This window comes from Candidatus Caldatribacterium sp. (genome assembly GCA_014359405.1).
Classification (GTDB): Bacteria; Atribacterota; Atribacteria; order Atribacterales; family Caldatribacteriaceae; genus Caldatribacterium; species Caldatribacterium oleiphilum.
Map to the genome: position 1 here is coordinate 4864 of JACIZN010000022.1, position 14882 is coordinate 19745.

Annotated in this window: 18 protein-coding genes, 1 tRNA gene and 1 pseudogene (1 of these 20 running past the window's edge); 12 read left to right on the forward strand and 8 right to left on the reverse strand. The window is 55.3% G+C overall.

What is annotated here, in order from left to right; translation table 11 throughout:
• The 9 genes and pseudogenes from H5U36_02880 to H5U36_02920 form a co-directional block, all read left to right on the forward strand.
• Positions 1-362 (forward strand): annotated as a pseudogene (locus tag H5U36_02880) (RtcB family protein) (it extends 1086 nt beyond the left edge of the window).
• Positions 363-373: 11 nt separating this feature from the next.
• Entirely contained in the window at positions 374-1660 is a 1287-nt protein-coding gene (gene serS / locus H5U36_02885) for a serine--tRNA ligase (GenBank protein MBC7217118.1), read from the forward strand.
• Positions 1661-2773 (forward strand): Gfo/Idh/MocA family oxidoreductase, encoded by a 1113-nt coding sequence (locus tag H5U36_02890; GenBank protein ID MBC7217119.1) that lies wholly within the window; start codon positions 1661-1663, stop codon positions 2771-2773.
• 36 nt (positions 2774-2809) lie between these two features.
• Positions 2810-2903 (forward strand) — tRNA-Ser (locus H5U36_02895).
• 17 nt (positions 2904-2920) lie between these two features.
• Positions 2921-3337, forward strand: coding sequence for a YjbQ family protein (locus tag H5U36_02900; protein MBC7217120.1), 417 nt, complete (start codon positions 2921-2923; stop codon positions 3335-3337).
• Between the two features lie 49 nt (positions 3338-3386).
• The gene (locus H5U36_02905; GenBank protein ID MBC7217121.1) at positions 3387-4106 is read left to right on the forward strand and encodes a DUF4234 domain-containing protein; all 720 of its coding nucleotides are present in this window, start codon (positions 3387-3389) and stop codon (positions 4104-4106) included.
• Positions 4106-5017, forward strand: a complete 912-nt coding sequence (locus H5U36_02910; protein MBC7217122.1) for a rhomboid family intramembrane serine protease — start codon at positions 4106-4108, stop codon at positions 5015-5017. Before H5U36_02905 ends, H5U36_02910 begins: the two co-directional genes overlap by 1 nt.
• Positions 5017-5289, forward strand: a complete 273-nt coding sequence (locus H5U36_02915; GenBank protein ID MBC7217123.1) for a LysO family transporter — start codon at positions 5017-5019, stop codon at positions 5287-5289. The genes H5U36_02910 and H5U36_02915 overlap by 1 nt, the downstream gene beginning before the upstream one ends.
• Positions 5286-5870 carry a lysine exporter LysO family protein gene (locus tag H5U36_02920; GenBank protein ID MBC7217124.1) on the forward strand — a complete coding sequence of 195 codons (585 nt, stop codon included), beginning with the start codon at positions 5286-5288 and terminating at the stop codon, positions 5868-5870. The genes H5U36_02915 and H5U36_02920 overlap by 4 nt, the downstream gene beginning before the upstream one ends.
• A gap of 17 nt (positions 5871-5887) precedes the next feature.
• Here the strand turns inward: H5U36_02920 and H5U36_02925 are convergent, their stop codons facing one another.
• From H5U36_02925 to H5U36_02960, 8 genes are all read right to left on the reverse strand, one after another.
• On the reverse strand, positions 5888-7315 hold the full coding sequence (locus H5U36_02925; protein MBC7217125.1) for a diguanylate cyclase: 1428 nt from the start codon (positions 7313-7315) through the stop codon (positions 5888-5890).
• 9 nt (positions 7316-7324) lie between these two features.
• The gene (locus tag H5U36_02930; GenBank protein ID MBC7217126.1) at positions 7325-8728 is read right to left on the reverse strand and encodes an AAA family ATPase; all 1404 of its coding nucleotides are present in this window, start codon (positions 8726-8728) and stop codon (positions 7325-7327) included.
• Between the two features lie 5 nt (positions 8729-8733).
• Complete coding sequence (locus H5U36_02935; GenBank protein MBC7217127.1) at positions 8734-9087, reverse strand: hypothetical protein; 354 nt, start codon at positions 9085-9087, stop codon at positions 8734-8736.
• 96 nt (positions 9088-9183) lie between these two features.
• Positions 9184-9777 carry an RdgB/HAM1 family non-canonical purine NTP pyrophosphatase gene (gene rdgB / locus H5U36_02940; GenBank protein MBC7217128.1) on the reverse strand — a complete coding sequence of 198 codons (594 nt, stop codon included), beginning with the start codon at positions 9775-9777 and terminating at the stop codon, positions 9184-9186.
• Complete coding sequence (gene rph, locus H5U36_02945; protein MBC7217129.1) at positions 9774-10502, reverse strand: ribonuclease PH; 729 nt, start codon at positions 10500-10502, stop codon at positions 9774-9776. The genes rdgB and rph overlap by 4 nt, the downstream gene beginning before the upstream one ends.
• 49 nt (positions 10503-10551) lie before the next feature.
• A complete protein-coding gene (locus H5U36_02950; protein ID MBC7217130.1) occupies positions 10552-11163 on the reverse strand; it encodes a GerMN domain-containing protein in 612 nt (203 codons plus the stop codon).
• A gap of 2 nt (positions 11164-11165) precedes the next feature.
• On the reverse strand, positions 11166-12740 hold the full coding sequence (locus H5U36_02955; protein ID MBC7217131.1) for an N-acetylmuramoyl-L-alanine amidase: 1575 nt from the start codon (positions 12738-12740) through the stop codon (positions 11166-11168).
• Positions 12709-13206, reverse strand: coding sequence for a single-stranded DNA-binding protein (locus H5U36_02960; GenBank protein ID MBC7217132.1), 498 nt, complete (start codon positions 13204-13206; stop codon positions 12709-12711). The genes H5U36_02955 and H5U36_02960 overlap by 32 nt, the downstream gene beginning before the upstream one ends.
• Before the next feature lie 110 nt (positions 13207-13316).
• On the opposite strand from H5U36_02960, the gene hisB reads away from it, so the two are divergent.
• The 3 genes from hisB to H5U36_02975 all read left to right on the forward strand — a co-directional run.
• Positions 13317-13904, forward strand: coding sequence for an imidazoleglycerol-phosphate dehydratase HisB (hisB, locus tag H5U36_02965; protein ID MBC7217133.1), 588 nt, complete (start codon positions 13317-13319; stop codon positions 13902-13904).
• A gap of 12 nt (positions 13905-13916) precedes the next feature.
• Complete coding sequence (hisH, locus tag H5U36_02970; GenBank protein MBC7217134.1) at positions 13917-14546, forward strand: imidazole glycerol phosphate synthase subunit HisH; 630 nt, start codon at positions 13917-13919, stop codon at positions 14544-14546.
• A partial coding sequence (locus H5U36_02975; protein MBC7217135.1) for a tRNA-dihydrouridine synthase occupies positions 14524-14882 on the forward strand: 359 nt, incomplete at its 3' end. The genes hisH and H5U36_02975, both read left to right, overlap by 23 nt.

The following is a 14882-nucleotide window of genomic DNA, read 5'->3' on the forward strand; positions in this document are numbered from 1 at the left end:
CCGCGGTTCCGGAACGTTTCCGAGGCGTTGGCCAGCCGGTCCTCATTCCCGGGGACATGGGCACAGGGTCCTACATCCTTGTGGGGACGGAACTTGCGATGCAAGAGACCTTTGGGTCCACCTGCCACGGGGCAGGGAGAGTCATGAGCCGCTCGGAGGCCGATCGGACCTCCCGGGGTCGGGACATTGCCGCAGAACTCGAAAAGCGGGGCATCCTCGTCATGGCGGAGAGCAAGGCCACACTCCGGGAGGAGATTCCCGAGGCGTACAAGGATGTCGGTGAAGTCGTCGAGGTGGTGGAAAAAGCAGGAATTTCCAAAAAGGTGGCCTACGCTCGTCCTCTGGGAGTCATCAAGGGGTAGGAGGATGGACGATGCTTGACTGGAAGTGGGTTCGAGAGCACAGAAAGGAAGTGGAGGAAGCCCTGCGGAAGCGGGGCATGGGCACGGAAATTCTTGAGGAACTCTTTGCCCTTGACGAGAAGCGGAGGAGCCTCCAGAAGGAGGCCGATTCGCTGAGGCAGAGAAAGAACCAGATTGCGAAGGCCATTGGCGCGCTGAGACGGGAGGGTAAAGACCCCGGGGATCTCCTCCGGGAGGGTGAGGAAATCTCCACCCGCCTGGACTCCCTTGAGGAGGAGCTACGGGAAACCGAGGAGAGGTGGAGGGAGAAGCTCCTTTTCCTCCCCAACATCCCTCACGAGACCGTCCCCTTTGGGAGGGGTGAGGAGGACAACGTCGAGGTCCGCTGGTGGGGGGAACCGAGGGAGTTCGATTTCCCCCCTCGGCCGCACTGGGAAATCGGGGAGATTCTCAACATTCTCGATTTCGAGCGGGGAGCCAAAATCGCCTCATCCCGTTTCACGGTGCTCAAGGGGAAAGGGGCACTCCTTGAGCGGGCGCTCATCAATTTCATGCTCGATCTCCACACCCTAAAGCACGGGTACCAGGAAATCTTCCCACCCTTTCTCGTGAACACCAAGACCATGACTGGGACGGGACAGCTCCCCAAGTTCTTTGACGACCTCTACCACTGCCAGGACGATCTCCACCTCATACCGACTGCAGAGGTTCCGGTGACGAATCTCCACGCCGATGAAATCCTTGAGGAGGAGGACCTTCCCATCTACTACGTGGCGTACAGTGCCTGTTTCAGGCGGGAAGCGGGCTCCTACGGAAAGGACGTTCGGGGGCTCATTCGGCAGCACCAGTTCAACAAGGTGGAGCTCGTGAAGTTCGTCCACCCGGATCACTCCTACGATGAGCTTGAGGAGCTCGTTCGGGACGCAGAAGAAGTCCTCGAACTCCTCGGGCTTCCCTACCGGGTGGTGACGCTGTGCACCGGGGATCTCGGTTTTGCCGCGGCAAAGACCTACGATATCGAGGTCTGGCTTCCTTCTCAAGGGAGGTATCGGGAGATTTCCTCGTGCAGCAACTTTGAGGATTTTCAGGCGCGGCGGGCGAACATCCGCTTCCGTTCTCAAAGCGGGAAGCTCCACTACGTGCACACCCTGAACGGCTCAGGCCTTGCAGTAGGCAGGACTCTCGTGGCCATTCTTGAGAACTACCAGCAGGAGGACGGGACGGTTGTGGTTCCTGAGGTTCTCCGCCGCTACATGCACGGCCTTGACATGCTCACTCCGGAATTCGAGGTGAAGTGAATGGAGCGCCTCGGGATTGGCATCGTTGGTTTTGGCTTCATCGGAAGAATTCACGCCCTTGCCTTTTCGTCCCTCCCCTTTTACTATGCCGATCTCCCCTTTATCCCCGAAATTCGCGGCATCTGCACCTCCCGGGAGGATACCGCCCGGAAAGCCCAGGAGGAAACCGGGGTTCCCTTTGTGACGTCCCGTTTTGAGGAGCTCGTGCACCGGGAGGACATCGATGTTATCGTGGTCGCAACCCCAAATGCCCTGCACCTCCCTGTCGTTTTTGAGGCAGCCCGGGCGAAAAAGGCCATTTACTGCGACAAGCCCTTGGCCTCGAGCTTGGAGGAGGCAGAAAAAATACGGGAAGCCGTCACCGCCTGGGGTGTTCCCTTTGGTATGGCCTTTCAGAACCGTTTCGTTCCCGCCATTCTCCGGGCTCGGGAGCTCATCCAAAGCGGTTTCCTTGGGGAGGTTACCCGGGTTCGCGTCCAGTACCTCCACTCCGGGTACAACGATCCCCTCCGTCCCATGAGCTGGCGCCTTGACAGGAAGCTCTCTGGCGGTGGAGCTCTCGCAGACCTCGGGTCCCATGGGATTGATCTTGTCCGGTACCTCCTTGGGGATTTCACGGTCGAAAGTGCCCGGGCAAGAACTTTCGTGAAGCGGCGGCCAAAAGACGCCTCTCGGGAGGAATTCGTCGAGGTTCTCGTCGACGACTGGGCTGAAGTTTTGGGTTCTCTTCCTGGTGGGGCCCCTGTAACCCTTGAGGCGAGCCGTTTCGCCACCGGAAGCTGCGATGAGCTTCGCCTGGAAATCGAGGGAATGGAAGGGGCCATCCGCTACAACTCGATGCAACCGAACTTCCTCCTTGTGTACGATGCCCGTCGCCCATCCGGCCCTTACGGTGGGGAGCGGGGGTTCCAGCACATTGAGTCGGTCCACCAGTACCCCTATCCGAACCGGATTCCCGGAAAATTTGCCATTGGCTGGGTTCGAGCCCACATTGCCTGTGCCCATGATTTCCTCCTGCACCTTGCTGGGAAACCCTCTCTTGGGGCTACCCTTGAGGATGGGGTGGCAGTGCAGCGGGTTCTTGAGAGAGCCTATGAGCTCTCTGGGTATTGAAGCGCAAGAAGGTCCATGGTATACTACGGATGTCTCGGAGAGGTGGCCGAGTGGCTGAAGGCAATCGCCTGCTAAGCGATTAGGCGGTCTAAAAACCGCCTCGAGGGTTCGAATCCCTCCCTCTCCGCCAGAGCAAGGAGGAGCCCCATGCGGAGCTACCGGAAGGAACTCTGGTTCCATACCCCCACCCGTCGTGCCTTCGTGAACATCACTCCCCTTCTTGAGGAATGCCTTCGCGAGAGCGGCATAAAGGAAGGTCTCCTCCTCTGCAACGCCATGCACATCACCGCAAGCGTCTTCGTGAACGATGACGAAGAGGGCCTCCACGAGGACTTCGAGCGATGGCTTGAGAAACTCGCTCCGGAAAAGCCCTACGAACAGTACCGTCACAATGTGGGAGAGGACAATGCCGATGCGCATCTCAAGCGGACCATCATGGGACGGGAAGTGGTCATTGCCGTGACTGATGGGAGGCTCGATCTTGGTCCCTGGGAGCAGGTCTTCTACGGGGAGTTCGACGGGAAGCGCCCCAAGCGGGTTCTGGTGAAAATCATAGGGGAATAGACTGCAGAAACTGTGGTACAATGCAGGAAAAGGGAAGGAGGGAGTACGGATGGCCATTTCCAGGTTCCTTGAGGAAGATCGGGCGAGCATGCCTCTTGCAGTTCTTGCCGTGGTGTTCGTCATCCTTGCGGTTATTTTTGTCCTTGCCGGCCTTGTGGCTGCAGTGCAACTCCAGGCCGGTGCGGCGGTGGGGTCCCTGGCCCTGGTGGCCCTTTTTGGCATCCTTGGCGCCATTTTCCAGCTCCTTGTCCTCTACCAGTGGGCGCGGGCCATCAACCGGAACATCACGAATACCCGGGATGTTTTCCTCAACCTGAAGGACCGCTTAGAGGACCCGCTTCGGGGGGAAATCGGGTTCTTTGCCAACCGCACCGAGGAATTCGTGGTGCAGACCTGGCCGTTCTGGCTGTACCTTGTGTTCTACCTCATCGGGCTCTTCACAGGGGTGTACGCAATTCTCTTCAACATCCTAGCGTTCATTTTCCTTGCGGTGTACCTCCATCACATCTTCCGCTCCACCGGGAAGCTCTCAGACCTCAAGGATAAGCTCTACCAGTACCTTGAGGATAAGCACGGTGTTCGTCTTGGTGGTCGGGTGTTCAGGATACCGCGCCGGAGCATCATTCTCTTCATCATCCTGAGCATCATCACCTTTGCCATCTACTGGCTGTACCTCCTTGTGAAGCTCTCAAGCGAAATCAACCACTACCTCTCTACAGATGAGGCTCTGCGGCGGGAGGTCGAGGAGGCCCTGGGTCGAGTTTCCTGATGCTGTACCCAATCATCGTCTTTAATCTTGTGTTCTTTGTGGCCACTGTGGCAAGCGGTGGTTTTACTCTTTCTAACCTCTTGCGTCTTGGGGCAAAGTACGGGCCGCTTGTCGCCTCAGGGGAGTGGCAGCGGCTCCTCATCTCCATTTTCCTCCACGGGAACGTGTGGCATCTCTTCTTCAACACCTACGCCCTTTTTCAGCTCGGCAGGCTCGTTGAGGGCATATACGGGTATCGGAAGTTCTTCGTCGTGTACGTGCTCTCGGGGCTTTCAGGAAGTCTCCTCTCCTTTCTCGTCAACTTTCGACAGGTGGGCGTGGGAGCAAGCGGGGCCATTTTTGGTCTGGCGGGGTTTCTCTTCTCCGGGGGCCTCAAGTACCGGAATACCTCTCTCCACCGCTTAGGCATGAGCCTTCTCCCCTTCATATTCATCAACCTCCTCATTGGCTTCACCGTCCCGGCTATCGACAACGCGGCCCATGTTGGGGGGCTCCTCGCAGGTATGGGGCTTGGGTGGATTATCGCTCCTGGATTCTCGGTGTTCTCCTGGAAGCGCTGGGGGGAGGGTATTGCGTACGGTGCCTGTGTTGCCCTTGTGGCCTTCAGCATTGCTTCCTTTTTCCTTCCCGGGATGCTCCAGGGAGCGGTATCCCTTGAGGCGGTTGTAACCTTTCACAACAGGGTTCGGGATATCCTTGCCGGTATCGAGGAAGGAGTGCTTCCTCCGAAGTACACCGTTGAGTCCCTTCGTCCCCCCGATCGGGAAGCCCAGAGAATCAAGGACCTCCTTCGGGCTTTCCTTGAGGAGGGGGATGAAACGCGCCTTGCAGAAGTTGAAGAGGCTTTCCTGCGCTGGCGAAGAAATGTCCTGAGAAAATACGAGGGCTTGGTCTTTGAGAGTGCGCCGTGATTTTCTATCTTTTTCTGCTTCTTGGACTTGGGTTCCTTGTGGGAAGACTCTTTAGGCCGCGTGCGGGAAAGGTGGGGAAGGTGCTCACGGACGCCGGTCTTTTCGTGCTCATTTTCGCCATGGGAGCTCGCCTTGGGGCAGACCAGACTGCCCGAGCGAAGCTCTCTTCCATCGGCCTTTCGGCATTTTTTCTTGCTTTTCTTTCGGGAATGGGAGCAGTGGTTTTTGCTGCCCTCTTTGAGCGACTCCTGGAGAGGAGGAAGTCCCGATGACTCTCGGTATCGTGGTGAGCCTTGTCCTTGGCATGCTCTTTGGGGTTCTCGGCATCTTCCCCTTTCCCGAGAGGTGGGTGGATGCGGCGCTTTATGTTCTTCTTTTTGGCATTGGCATGGAGCTGGGGAGGGATGAGGAGGCTTTCCGGGAAGCCCGGAATCTGGGCTTTCGGGTGCTCTTCCTTCCCCTGGGAGCAATGGCAGGGAGTCTTGCCGGAGCGGGCGTCTTTGCCCTCTGCACCTCTTTCACCCTGGGCGAGAGTCTTGCGGTTACCTCAGGGTTTGGCTGGTACTCCCTTTCGGGGGTGCTCCTTGCCCGCCTTGGGAATCCTTCTTTAGGGCTTTTTGCCTTCGTCACCAATGTTTTTCGGGAGATTCTCACCCTCGTGGGCGTTGCGTGGGTGTACCGGGTGTTTGGGGGATGGGCGGCGGTTGCCCTTGGTGGAGCAACGAGCATGGATACAACCCTTGGGGTTCTCTTTCGGGTGAGTAAGCGCCTTGCGCCTCTTGGGATGATGAGCGGGGTGCTTCACTCGCTCTGCGTTGCCCCGTGCGTGGTGTTCTTTGCAAGGTTTCTTTAGGGCTGAGAGCTTTTATACTACTCTGGGAAATCCGCGCAGGTGCGGTTTTTGCCCTCTCTCTTTGCCTGATAGAGACACCGATCGGCTCTGTTTATGAGAGAATCGGCAAAGTCGTTTACCGTTGCGGTGGCAACCCCAATGCTTACAGTCATCTTTCGGAATGGAAATGCAGCTTGTTCTACAGCTTTTCTTATTTTTTCGGCAACTGCAATGGCACCTTTTTTGGTTGCGCCGGGAAGAATAACCACGAATTCTTCTCCCCCGTAACGCCCCACAAAGTCAGCTTGTCGCGTTGATGTTTTGAGGATTTCTGCCAGCTTCTTTAGGGCAATGTCTCCAGTAACATGGCCATAGGCGTCGTTATAAGCCTTGAAGTCGTCAATGTCTATGAAGAGAAGAGAAAGCGGTGTGTCATATCTTCGGCTCTTTTCGAGTTCATGGCTCAAGATGCTCAGCAGCATTCGCTTGTTGTAGAGCCCGGTTAAGAAATCTGTTTGGGCTTCTCTTTCCAGTTGGCTCACAAGTCTCGCATTGGCCAGAGCTATAGCTGCGAAGTTCGCATATATTTGGAAATTTCTGCTGCCGGGGTCGATTGTCGTTTCCTGGGGAGAGTATATGATGAGCAAAAGGCCAACAACGCCCAGGAAGGAATAGAGAGGATATATGATGACCCTGTTGGTTGAGATTTTCCCCAATGGATTGACTCCGTTTGGAAGTTTCAAGTCTCTCGCTTCAATGGACAGTGGTTCACCTCTAAGGAAGGCCTCACTCAGTGGAGGGGTTTCCAAGGACCATTCTTGTCCCACAAGGGAGTCCCTGTACTCACCTGTGGCCTGGATTACTTTGATCCTGCCGTTCTCATAGAGGCCCAGAGCTACCATGTCAACGTTGTAGAGAATAACGAGTGAATTGGTTATGAATTCCGCGACTTTAGAAAGCTCAACCGTAGAGATTAGGAGGTTACTGATTTCATAGATGCTGCTGAGCTCGAGTCTCTGCAGTCCCAGAACCGTTTTCTCAATAACCGCCTTCAGGGTCTCGTTGACAATCTGGCAAATCCTTTGGATAAGGTAGTACCTCTGGCTCCCGGTGTCGCTGATGGCTTCCGGTGTGGGAAGGTGAACCGCGAGGTAACCAATTTTCTGAGCGTGGGATCCAAGGGAACAGATGTGGAGTTTGCAGCCGTAGGGACATGTGAATATCTTCCCCTCTCTGCCTTGCTGTACGGTGGTAAACGCCTCCTGATAGAATCGCATGCACTCTGCGTCCTGGATTACTCGACCCTTGTTAACGCTTTGGCACGTTGCCACATCCTGGCTGAACGCAGAGAAAGGTTTGCCGCTGGCGTCAAATACGTAGATATTCATGTTGCTGATTTTTACAAGAGAATCTTGGAAATCCTGCCAGTACTTTAGCGGTATGCTGAGCAAAATGTTTGTGGGCATAGCGACACCTCACCGCAACATGTCTACTGCATCAAGTTTTCCCAGAATTTCTATCCCACCAGGAGTGATTTCGTACTCTCGAAGGTCTCTGCTGTGGCAAGTTCCACGGGCCTTGAGAATACTGAGTGCTTTCCTTATGGCTGAGTTTTTCTCTACATACCTCAGGATTATGATGTTGTCCGCAAGGAGGGATGTCTGAGTTTTTGTCACTACCAATGGGGAGAAGAGGTCCTCTGTGAGAACCGTGAATATACTTGTGACACCCTGTGCTTTCAATGTCTGTGTCAATGCCCAGAGGTAATCCTTGTACTTCTGTAAGTCGATGACACTGCTTTCGAAGGACGAGATGCTGTCGAGTACCAACCGCTCTATGTCGCTCTTTTCTATGGTTTCCATAAGTGCGAGGATATGCTTATCTACATCCAGCTCTATAGGGGAGACGAACTGCAGAGTAATTGTGCCCTTCTGTACGTATCTGCTCAGATCCCAGCCAAGCTGCGAAGCGTTGTGCATAAGCTGATTGGGAGACTCCTCGAAAGAGATGAAGAGTCCCCTTTCACCGCTGACAGCCCCTTCGAGGAGGAATTTGAGAGCAAAAGTGGTCTTGCCCGTTCCCGTACCCCCGGAAAGGAGTGTCACCGTGCCTTTCCGTAAGCCGCCGTCCAGCATCTCGTCGAGTTCCGGTATGCCAAAGGGCTTTTTGTCTTGCAATGCTGCATAGGTGAGCTTCTCTGTTTCTGGTTTCGTCCTCGGGTAGACTACTATCCCTGCCGGTGTAATTTCGAAGAGGTGTTCTCCCCGCTCGAAGTCTGTGCCCCGCAGCTTGAGTATGCGCAGGTATCTCTTCTGGAATCGCTTTTCCTCCTGCCCATAGAGGTGAAAGATGCCGTCGGCAATAGCGAACTCGCTGAGTGTGTTGGTTTCCTCTTCTCTGTACTCACCTACGAGGAAAACGGTAACCTCCCATACCGAGAGCGATGCTGCAAGGTCGAAAACAAAGGTCTTAAAGGCTTTCTCGTCGTTGAACATATCCCGTATGACTTTAAAGCTGTCAATAACCAGGATGTTGGGCCGATGCTTTCTCACCACTTCCATAATGTACTCGAGAGCTCTTACGGACCCCTCCTTGCGTATGAATGTTCCCAAATCGTCATAGATGAACCTTTCGCCAATGAAATCATCCGAGAAGAACCGGAATTCCTGGAGGTGTCGTACCAGCTTCAGTTGAGATTCCGATATAGTGGTCATGTACAGGCACCGCAGGCCATTCTTGACGTTGTTGAAGACGATGTTTTGAACCAGAATGGTCTTCCCGCTCCCCGGGCTACCCGAGACGATGTTCAGTGAGTACAGAGGTATCCCGCCGTGGAGGATTCTATCAAGATTTTCAATGCCAGTCCGGAGCCTCTCCATAATCCTTACGCCTCCTTGCCAAGCTCACTCTTGATCCTTTCAAGTATCTTTTCTGCCTTTTCGCTTCCTACAAGTTTTGCGAGGATTTCCACGTACTTGGTAATGAATCGTGTAAACATGTCGTCAATGGGGAAATCGGGTCTGTCTTTAAGGGCTTCTGCTATTTCGTTGCACGATATTCCTTTTTCGTTCCATCTCATGAGTTCTATCTCTCGGTACTCTGCAGCAACGTCAAACACAACTCGTTCTATGAGTAGCTGGACGGAGAAGGCTCCAAGATACTTGATAGACGAGGACCATATGCCGTTGAGGAGTTGCTCGTAATGGGTGATTTTCTTCGTTACTTCTGGCACTTTCATCCCTCCTCGAGAAAGTGGAGACTTGTCGTAATTTTAACACAAGCGTGCTTGCCAGAGAAAATAAACACCTGTAGGAGGCTTTAAGTGGTTTTTGAGTTAAGAGCCCTCGCGGAGGAACTGGGCGAGTTTCCTGAAGGCCTGGGCCCGGTGGCTTACGCGGTTTTTCAATTCTGCGCCGAGCTGGGCAAAGGTTTTCTCAAAGGGTGGGTACACGAATACCGGGTCGTACCCGAACCCCTTATCGCCCCGGGGTTCTTCGGCGATGTATCCTTCGCAGACCCCCTCAAAGACCCTTTCCCCCCAGGGTCCAACAACGGCCGCAACGCAGATGAACCGGGCGGTTCGCCTTTCCCGGGGAACGCCCCGAAGGCGCTCAAGAAGAAGGAGGATGCGCTCCTTTTGCGAAAGCCCTGGTCCCCCAAAGCGAGCCGAGTACAGCCCTGGCAGTCCCCCTAAGGCATCAACCTCAAGCCCTGAATCTTCTCCGACGGAAAGAAGCCCTGTCCTTTCGAATCCGGTCCGCGCCTTCAGGAGGGCATTCTCAAGGTAGGTCTTCCCGGTTTCTGCAATCTCTCCGAGGTCGGCAATTTCGTAGATGCTCTTTGCTTCAATACCGAAGGGGGTGAGGATGCCCCGTATTTCGACGAGTTTTCCTTTATTTCTTGTCACAATGTACACGGTTTCTTTCATGGGAGGCCGCGCTCGAGAATCTTCCGCTCCAGAACAAGGATTTCCTGGATGCCTTTCTGGGCAAGGTCAAGAAGAGCATTCAAAGTGTCCCGGGAGAAGGGTTCTTTTTCTGCTGTCCCCTGGACCTCCACGAGTTTCCCGCTCCCCGTCATGACGATGTTCATATCGACCTGGGCAATCGAATCTTCCTCGAAGTTCAGGTCAAGGAGCATTTCTCCATTGACGATGCCGACACTCACCGCAGCGAGGTAGTCCCGGACGATGCCCCGCTCAGGGAGCGTGCCCTCATCGAGGAAACGCCAGAGCGCGTCAACGAGGGCGATGAAAGAGCCGGTGATGGCCAGAGTACGTGTGCCTCCGTCGGCCTGGATGACGTCGCAGTCCACAAGGATCGTCCTTTCACCGAGCTTCTCGAGGTTAACGACTGAGCGCAGGGCCCGGCCGATGAGGCGCTGGATCTCGTGGGTTCTTCCTCCGATTTGCCCCTTCACGGCGTCGCGAATGTTGCGGGTCGTTGTGGCCCGGGGGAGCATGGCGTACTCGGCGGTGATCCAGCCCTGGCCGGTGTTGCGGAGGAACTGAGGTACCCGGTCCTCCATCGAGATTGCGCAGACGATGCGGTTGTTCCCCGCCTCGATGAACACGGACCCCTCGGCGTACTTTAAGTAATTCCGAACGATGCTTATCGGTCGGAGTTCATCTGGTTTTCGCCCATCGCTCCGCATCAATGTCCTCCCCTTTGCTTCTTTCAGGTATTCCCCGAGTTCCCGGAAACTACTGAACTTTGGCAATGATTCGTTCATCCCTTCGCAAAGGCTCAGAGATGTCGATGTGGCCGCAGAGGGTCTGCGTTTCTTTCCCGTCGATGAGGATTTTCACCTGCTCAATACCCGGGAAGGCGGTGAGGGTGTCCACAATGGCGTAGACGCTCAAGAACTCCTGGGATGTCCCTCCGGACTGGTTCCTGGCCATCTCAGGGCTCAGGTCGACATAGGCTGTGTTCCCCTCCACGAAGACCGCATTGAGCCTTGTTCCGTTGGGGATGGCGCTGAAGAGGTTTTTGTCCTCCGGTCCTTTGAGGAGTTCTTCAACGACCCGCTCCATCCAGCGCTCGTCTTTCACAACGCGCCGCTTTTCTTCCACTAAGGCGGTGAAATCGGCGTTTGCAAAGTACAAAACGACATCCATGGTTCCCTCCTGAGGTATTACAACTCCTGTTGGACGGGGTGTGGGCGATGGAGAGGGACGGAGAATCCGAAGAAGAAGCTCCCCGCCGTACACCACCCCGAAAAAGAGGAGCACTCCAAGGAGAATGTAAAGAAGCGCCTGCCAGGAGAAGGAACGCTTTTTCCGCTTCTTCTTCCTCCGGTGTCGGAATTCCTCCATCGCTACCCTCCCAGGAGTTTTGCAAGTTCAGGGCTTTTGGCAAAGGCTTCTATGGCGTCGGCAATGCCTTTCGCAATGCGTTCCTGGAAAGAAGAGGAGGCGAGCTTCTTTGCCTCAGTTGGATTGCTCAAAAAGCCAACCTCCACAAGACAGGCGGGGTAGAACATGTGCCCCAGGACCACAAGGGGCGCTTCTTTCACCCCTCGGGGGGGAAGTCCTGCGCTTTTTGACACCTCCTGAACCACGAGTTCCGCAAGCTTTGCGCTGGCCTCACGGCTTTTCAGGTAGTACGCTGAAGTGTAAACGGAGTTGAGCTTACTTGAGTTTTCGAGAACTGAGCTCTGTTCGGCAAGAAAGGCGGCGTTTTCTCTTGTGGCCACGTCAAGAGCCCCTTCACCGCGGGGTTTGCTCCCGCCCACAAAGACCTCGACACCACTTGCCTTTGGGTTCGGTGAAGCGTTGCAGTGGATGCTCACGAAGACAAAGGGATTCTTGCCGTTGGCAAGGTTATAGCGGTCGTCGAGGCTGGGGTAGGTGTCGCTTTCCCGGGTCATGTACACCCTGTACCCCCGGGACTCAAGAAGGCTTTTGACTCTCTGGGCGATGGCAAGAACAATCGTCTTCTCCTGGTACCCGTTGTGGACGCATCCTGGATCACTCCCCCCGTGCCCCGGGTCAAGAACGACGACTTTCCGGTCAATGGTTTCAAGAGATGAGCTTGGGGTTACCACAGGAGAAGGAGACGGTCTTGGGCGAGGGGATGGGGAAGGAGATGGGGGAGCCGGGCTCTCTTCGGTGATCTCCACAAGGCTCAAAAGATCAAAGTACGCCCGTGGATTGGCTCCGTCGAGCCTTCCTTCCTGAACCTGGATGGTTCCTTTGAAGGGAATGGTGACTCGAACTCCTCCCTCTTCCTCCCTGAGAGTCAGCGTTCCTATCCGGGCGTCGTTGATGGGGAAGGAGGGGGAAACGTCGCCAAGGGTGCAGTTTCGGAAGGCAACCAGAACGACGTTTTGTGCCCGGTCGACCCGAAAGGTGAAGGGAGGTACGCCTCCCTGGAAATCGAAGGTGATGCGGGTGCGCATTTCCTGATCATACGAGGCAAAGCGAACCCTCAAAAGGGTGGGAAGGCCTTTTCGAGGTGAGGGCGTTTGCGCTTCTTGAGGTGAAGGAGAAGGGGTTTCGGGGGCTTTCTGCGTCACCCGAAAACCGAAGAGATCCGCGAGGACCTCTAAGGAGACGTACACCTTGTTGTTCTCCACAAAGACCTTTCCATCCAGGGGAATTTCCTTTCCATCGGAGACCGCCACCCCCTTATCGAGAGAGAGAACCCAGGAGAGCCTTCCGTACTTGAGGTTTACCTTCTTCATGATGGGGGAGTAGTACGCTATGCCTCCGATGTCCTTGAAGAGGTCCTCAACGGCGATGTAGGGTGTACCGTCCCGTGTCACAAGGTGTGCTCCGCTTTGGATCCGCTCGCCATCAACAGTCACAGCGATCTGGGCTTTAGCGGAGTTCCCTAAAAAGAGAGCAAAAAGGAGAACGCTAAAAAGGAATATCTTCGGGAGCGGCTTCATCGCTATCAAGTGGGATGTCTTCGAAGTCTCCAAGGGGCTCTTCGCTTTCCTCACCCGCGAAGGTGGCAAAGTTTTCCACATCGATTTCCGGTGAGAAGGCGATAACCTCTTCATCGCTTGCGAGTGCCCCCTTAGGGGCGCTGAGGAACTGGATGTTCTCGGCGCGGATTTCGTAGGAGGTCCGTTTCCCTCCGTTCCGGTCCTCCCAGGAGCTCGAGCGAAGGGACCCCACCACGGCCACTCGGCTTCCCTTGTGGAGGTAGCGGGCACAGAGTTCTGCGAGTTTCGCCCACGCAGCAACGGTAATGTACGTCACTTCCTCAACCGGGCCGCTTTTACCCTGGTAGCGTCGGTTCATGGCCATGCGGAAGCGGCATACCGGTGTCCCCTGAGGGGTGTAGCGGAGCTCGGGATCCTTTGTAAGGTTTCCGATGCCAAAAAAATAGTTGATGTCGTTTCTTGCCATGCCTTGGTACCCCCCAATCCTTTCTTGAGTTTAGCACAGGAGGGGGGTGGGGGGAAAGAGTCCTTGGAAAATTTCTCTGGGGATTGTAGAATAGGAAGGGGTGGTGAGTTCTGGCTCGAGAGGCGAGTCTTCGGCGAACCACAAAGGAGACAGATGTTGAGGTTTCCCTTCGGCTTGAGGGGGAGCGTCATGTGGCCATTTCCCTGAACGTCCCCTTTTTCCCGCACCTTCTTGAGGCTTTGGCCTTTCACGCGGGGTGGGATCTCTCGCTTCGGGCAGAAGGGGACGAAGACCGGGTCGATAGCCACCATGTGGTGGAGGATGTGGGGATTGTCCTTGGGGAGGCCCTCGGTGCGTGCCTTGGGGACAAAAAGGGCATTCGGCGGTTCGGTACGGCCTTTGTTCCCATGGACGACGCGCTGAGCATGGCGGTCCTTGACTTAAGCGGCCGTCCGTACCTCGTGTACGATGTCCCCTTTTCCCCCGAAGTCAGGGTGGGGGATTTTGAAATAGTGCTCCTTGAGGATTTTCTCCGGGCCTTTACCTCTTCCGCACGTCTCACGCTCCATGCTAAAATATGGTGGGGGAAGAGCGCACACCATGCGTCTGAAGCGTTGTTCAAGGCCATTGGAAGGGCGCTCCATGAGGCAACGCAGATTGTGGGCGATGCGCTTTTGTCGACTAAGGGAATTCTGTAGGAGAGGGTGGACATGATCGCCATTGTGGATTACGGAATCGGCAATCTCCGCAGCGTTTCCAAGGCTCTGGAACGCTTGGGGAAAACCGTTGAGGTAACGAGCGATCCTATCCGCCTTGAAGCTGCGGAGGCCATCATCCTTCCCGGTGTTGGGTCTTTCGGAGAAGCCATGGAGAACCTGGAGAAGAACCAGCTTGTTCCGCTCATCCGCCAGGCCTTTGAGGATGGGAAACCGATTCTTGGGATTTGTCTTGGGCTGCAGCTTCTTTTCGAGCGGAGCCAGGAAGCTCCGAAGAAAAAGGGCCTCTGCCTCATCCCCGGGGAGGTCCGAAAACTTCCTCCGACGACGAAGATTCCCCACATGGGCTGGAATCGGATTTACTTCAAGCGGCAGACCCCGCTCACCGAGAACATCCCTCAGGGGCGCTTTTTCTATTTTGCCCATTCCTTCTATGCCATTCCTGAGGATGAGTCCTGTGTGGTGGGTATTTGCAACTACAACGTGACGATACCGGTTGTGGTCAACGTGGGAAACCTCTGGGGGGTCCAGTTTCACCCCGAAAAGAGCGCAACCTGGGGCATGAAGTTCCTCGAGAACTGGGTGAGGAGCATCGACAGCAATGCTTCTTATTCCAGCCATTGACCTCTTTGCCGGGCAGGTGGTGCGCCTCACCAAAGGCGACTACCGCCACCTTGAGGTCTACCACACCGATCCCCTCTCGGTGGCAAAGCGCTGGGAAGATGAGGGAGCTCCGATGCTCCACGTGGTGGACCTTGAGGGAGCCCGATCAGGAAAACCTGAGAATTTCCCGCACATTGCAAGAATCGCAAAGAATGTTCGTATTCCTGTCGAGGTGGGCGGAGGAATACGGACCCTTGAGGTCTTTCGCCGGTACCTTGAGGCGGGAGTTTCCCGGATTGTCGTGGGGAGCGTGGTGGTGAAGGAGCCCAGAGTTTTCGAGGGGATGCTTGCTGTTGG

Bases quoted from the DNA above. Each gene is read 5' to 3' on its own strand.
- serS (MBC7217118.1), top strand. From the start codon at position 374: ATGCTTGACTGGAAGTGGGTTCGAGAGCACAGAAAGGAAGTGGAGGAA.
- H5U36_02890 (MBC7217119.1), top strand. From the start codon at position 1,661: ATGGAGCGCCTCGGGATTGGCATCGTTGGTTTTGGCTTCATCGGAAGA.
- H5U36_02900 (MBC7217120.1), top strand. From the start codon at position 2,921: ATGCGGAGCTACCGGAAGGAACTCTGGTTCCATACCCCCACCCGTCGT.
- H5U36_02905 (MBC7217121.1), top strand. From the start codon at position 3,387: ATGGCCATTTCCAGGTTCCTTGAGGAAGATCGGGCGAGCATGCCTCTT.
- H5U36_02910 (MBC7217122.1), top strand. From the start codon at position 4,106: ATGCTGTACCCAATCATCGTCTTTAATCTTGTGTTCTTTGTGGCCACT.
- H5U36_02920 (MBC7217124.1), top strand. From the start codon at position 5,286: ATGACTCTCGGTATCGTGGTGAGCCTTGTCCTTGGCATGCTCTTTGGG.
- H5U36_02925 (MBC7217125.1), bottom strand. From the start codon at position 7,315: ATGCCCACAAACATTTTGCTCAGCATACCGCTAAAGTACTGGCAGGAT.
- H5U36_02930 (MBC7217126.1), bottom strand. From the start codon at position 8,728: ATGGAGAGGCTCCGGACTGGCATTGAAAATCTTGATAGAATCCTCCAC.
- H5U36_02935 (MBC7217127.1), bottom strand. From the start codon at position 9,087: ATGAAAGTGCCAGAAGTAACGAAGAAAATCACCCATTACGAGCAACTC.
- rdgB (MBC7217128.1), bottom strand. From the start codon at position 9,777: ATGAAAGAAACCGTGTACATTGTGACAAGAAATAAAGGAAAACTCGTC.
- rph (MBC7217129.1), bottom strand. From the start codon at position 10,502: ATGCGGAGCGATGGGCGAAAACCAGATGAACTCCGACCGATAAGCATC.
- H5U36_02950 (MBC7217130.1), bottom strand. From the start codon at position 11,163: ATGGAGGAATTCCGACACCGGAGGAAGAAGAAGCGGAAAAAGCGTTCC.
- H5U36_02955 (MBC7217131.1), bottom strand. From the start codon at position 12,740: ATGAAGCCGCTCCCGAAGATATTCCTTTTTAGCGTTCTCCTTTTTGCT.
- H5U36_02960 (MBC7217132.1), bottom strand. From the start codon at position 13,206: ATGGCAAGAAACGACATCAACTATTTTTTTGGCATCGGAAACCTTACA.
- hisH (MBC7217134.1), top strand. From the start codon at position 13,917: ATGATCGCCATTGTGGATTACGGAATCGGCAATCTCCGCAGCGTTTCC.